This is a genomic window from Verminephrobacter aporrectodeae subsp. tuberculatae At4, assembly GCF_000193225.1.
Taxonomy (GTDB): Bacteria; Pseudomonadota; Gammaproteobacteria; order Burkholderiales; family Burkholderiaceae_C; genus Acidovorax; species Acidovorax aporrectodeae.
The window spans coordinates 1-3,626 of the sequence record NZ_AFAL01000043.1 but is presented as its reverse complement, the minus strand read 5'-3'; the positions used below and the strand labels follow the sequence as shown (position 1 = coordinate 3,626).

The 3,626-nt window shown below is 67.1% G+C and carries 4 protein-coding genes; all 4 read left to right on the top strand.

Annotated elements, in window-relative coordinates; genetic code table 11:
- Positions 1-198, top strand: a 198-nt coding sequence (locus tag VTU_RS0101700; RefSeq protein WP_010100135.1) for a tRNA-guanine transglycosylase, incomplete at its 5' end; no start/stop codon positions are given.
- A gap of 173 nt (positions 199-371) precedes the next feature.
- Complete coding sequence (mnmG, locus tag VTU_RS0101695) at positions 372-2,336, top strand: tRNA uridine-5-carboxymethylaminomethyl(34) synthesis enzyme MnmG (RefSeq protein ID WP_010100134.1); 1,965 nt, start codon at positions 372-374, stop codon at positions 2,334-2,336.
- Positions 2,333-3,031 (top strand): 16S rRNA (guanine(527)-N(7))-methyltransferase RsmG, encoded by a 699-nt coding sequence (rsmG, locus tag VTU_RS0101690; protein ID WP_010100133.1) that lies wholly within the window; start codon positions 2,333-2,335, stop codon positions 3,029-3,031. The genes mnmG and rsmG overlap by 4 nt, the downstream gene beginning before the upstream one ends.
- A gap of 205 nt (positions 3,032-3,236) precedes the next feature.
- The coding region (locus VTU_RS0101685) for a ParA family protein (protein ID WP_010100132.1) at positions 3,237-3,626 on the top strand (390 nt) is incomplete at its 3' end.

Sequence of the window (3,626 nt, the reverse complement as noted above, 5' to 3'; positions counted from 1 at the left end):
GGGGGGCGCGAGGGTTTCAGCCGTGCCTACCTGCACCACCTGGACCGCTGCGGCGAAATGCTCGGCCCCATGCTCACCACCGTGCACAACCTGCATTACTACCTGAACCTCATGCGCGAAGTGCGCGATGCGCTGGACGCCGGGGAGTTCGCGCAGCTGCGCGAACACCTGAGGGCGGAGCGGGCGCGCGGCGTGTGAGTCGAAGCCGCGTGCTGCGGCGGGTTCGGTTCCACGTGAAACATCGCGCCGCGCTGCTGGAACAGACAGGGCTTGCGCAAAGTGGGAAAATCGCAGGCCGCTTGGCGGACCGGTAGGGGGCCCTGCCCACACCGGGTGTTTTTCTTGATTGGCCTCGGCCCCGGAGCGTTTGCATGCTGTACCCCCAGGAATTTGACGTGATCGTCGTCGGCGGCGGCCACGCCGGCACCGAGGCCGCGCTGGCCGCTGCGCGCATGGGGCAAGGAACGCTGCTGCTGACGCACAACATCGAAACCCTGGGGCAGATGAGCTGCAACCCCTCCATCGGCGGCATCGGCAAGGGCCATTTGGTGAAAGAGGTGGACGCGCTTGGCGGCGCGATGGCGCTGGCCACGGACGAGGGCGGAATCCAGTTCCGCATCCTGAATGCGTCCAAGGGTCCCGCCGTGCGGGCCACGCGCGCGCAGGCCGACCGCGTTCTGTACAAGGCCGCGATCCGCCGCATGCTGGAAAACCAGCCGCAGCTGTGGCTGTTCCAGCAGGCGGTGGACGATTTGCTGCTCGAGGGCGACCGGGTGGTGGGCGCCGTGACGCAGCTGGGAATCCGCTTTCGCAGCCGCAGCGTGGTGCTCACGGCCGGCACTTTTCTCGACGGCCGGATCCATGTGGGCCTGAAGCACTACCCCGCGGGCCGGGCCGGGGACCCGCCCGCCGTGTCGCTGAGCGCGCGCCTGAAGGAGCTCCAGCTGCCGCAGGGCCGGTTGAAGACGGGAACGCCCCCGCGCATCGACGGGCGCAGCATCGATTTTTCCAAATGCGAGGAACAGCCTGGCGACGGCATGCCCGGCGGCGTGAACGAGGGCGTGCTGCCCGTGTTCAGCTTCATGGGCAGCGCCCGAATGCATCCCAGGCAGGTTCCGTGCTGGATCACCCATACGAACGCACGCACGCACGCGATCATTCGCAGCGGCTTCGACCGCAGCCCCCTGTTCACGGGAACGATCGAGGGCGTGGGCCCGCGCTACTGCCCCAGCGTGGAGGACAAGGTCCAGCGCTTCGCCGACAAGGACAGCCACCAGATCTTCCTTGAGCCCGAGGGCCTGAGTACGCACGAGGTCTACCCCAACGGAATCAGCACCAGCCTGCCGTTCGACGTTCAATACGATCTGGTGCGCAGCCTGCCGGGGCTGGAGAACGCGCATATCCTGCGCCCCGGCTACGCCATCGAGTACGACTACTTTGACCCGTGCGCGCTCAGGAGCAACTTCGAGACGCGGCAAATCCGGGGCCTGTTCTTTGCCGGGCAGATCAACGGCACCACGGGCTATGAAGAGGCTGCGGCGCAGGGCCTTTTTGCGGGAATCAACGCCGCGCTGCAATGCCGGGGCGAGGCTGCCTGGCTCCCTGGCCGCGAGCAAGCCTACCTGGGCGTTCTCGTCGACGACCTGATCACCAAAGGGGTGAGCGAGCCCTACCGCATGTTCACGAGCCGCGCCGAGTTTCGCCTGCAACTGCGCGAAGACAATGCCGACCTGCGGCTGACCGAGGCCGGGCGCCGCATGGGCCTGGTTGACGATGCGCGCTGGGACGCGTTTGGCCGCAAGCGCGATGCGGTTTTGCGCGAAACGGAACGCCTCAAGAGCACCTGGGTGAACCCGCGCAATCTTCCGGCCACCGAATCCGAACGGGTTTTGGGCAAACACATCGGGCATGAATACAGCCTGTTCGAACTGCTGCGCCGCCCGGGAGTGGGCTACTCCGACCTCATGTCGCTCGACGGTGGCAGGTACGCCTGCGCCGACGTTTCACGTGAAACCTTGGGCGCGCTGAGCGCAGTCGTTCTCGAGCAGGTGGAGATCGCCGCCAAGTACGCGGGCTATATCGACCGCCAGAAGGGCGAGGTGGAACGCGCCGCGCACTTCGAGAAACTGCGCCTGCCAGCGGATCTGGATTACATGCTGGTCACGGCGCTGAGCATCGAGGCGCGCCAGGCGCTCAACCGCCATCGCCCCGAAACCCTGGGCCAGGCGTCGCGCATCACCGGGGTCACCCCGGCCGCGATCTCCCTGCTGATGGTGCATTTGAAGAAGGGCGGCGGACTGGCCTCCGCCCAGGTGAAAAGTGACGTGCCGGCATGACGGCCACCGACACCGGCCGCGACGCGCTCAGCGCCCGGCTGGAATCGGGCGCCCAGGCCTTGGCGCTGGATCTGAGCGCTGCGCAGCGCGCTCAGTTGATGGATTTTCTGGCCCTGCTGCAGAAGTGGAACGCGGTCTACAACCTGACGGCGGTGCGCGACCCCGGGGAGATGCTCACGCAGCACCTGCTCGACAGCCTGGCGGCGGTGGCGCCGCTGCGCCGCCACGTTCACGCGGCTGGTCTCGGGGCAGGGGGGGGCATGCGGCCCGAGACCGTTCGGCTGCTCGACGTGGGCTCCGGCGGCGGCTTGCCCGGCGTGGTGTTCGCCATCTGCTGCCCCGAGGTGGCCGTGCACTGTGTTGACGCGGTGGGCAAGAAGGCGGCCTTTGTCCAGCAGGCGGCGCTGACGCTGGGGCTGCGCAACGTGCACGGCGTGCACGCGCGGGTCGAGGCCCTGAGCGCGCGGTTCGACGTCGTCAGCTGCCGCGCTTTTGCCTCGCTGCCCGACTTCGTGCGCTGGTCGCGCACGGCACTGGCCGAGCCCCACGGCGTTTGGCTGGCCATGAAGGGCCGGCACCCGGCGGATGAAATCGCAGCCCTGCCCGCCGACGTGCAGGTGTTTCACGTGGAACCACTGGCGGTGCCCGGCCTTGATGCCGAGCGCTGCATCGTCTGGATGCGGCCCGCCGTTTGATGTTTGATGGCGGGAACGGATTCCGACAAGGCGGGCTAGCGTAAACTCGGCATCTCGTTTTTTTGCTGCGCTTCCTGCCACAGCGGTCGTTCCGGGAAAACCATTCGCATGCATGCGCGCCAACCCCGCATGCGCGAAGAATCACGGGCGTGTTTCTGATCGGCAGTTGCTCATCTCCGAATAAGACAATAACCGCGGCGTCCACATGGCCAAGATTTTTTGCGTTGCCAACCAAAAGGGTGGCGTTGGCAAGACCACCACCACCGTCAACCTGGCTGCGGGTCTGGCCAGGATCGGCCAGCGCGTGCTGATGGTCGATCTGGACCCCCAGGGCAACGCCACCATGGGCTCGGGCGTGGACAAGCGCCAGCTGGAGCTGACGGTGTACGACGTGCTGCTCGAATCCGCGTCCGTGCAAGAGGCGGCGGTGTTTTCGGAAAAATGCGGCTACCACGTGCTCGGGGCGAACCGCGAACTGGCCGGCGCCGAGGTGGAATTGGTGGCGCTCGAGCAGCGCGAGAGGCGGCTCAAGGCCGCGCTGGCCCCGGCGGACGCGGACTACGATTTCGTCCTCATCGACTGCCCGCCCTCGCTC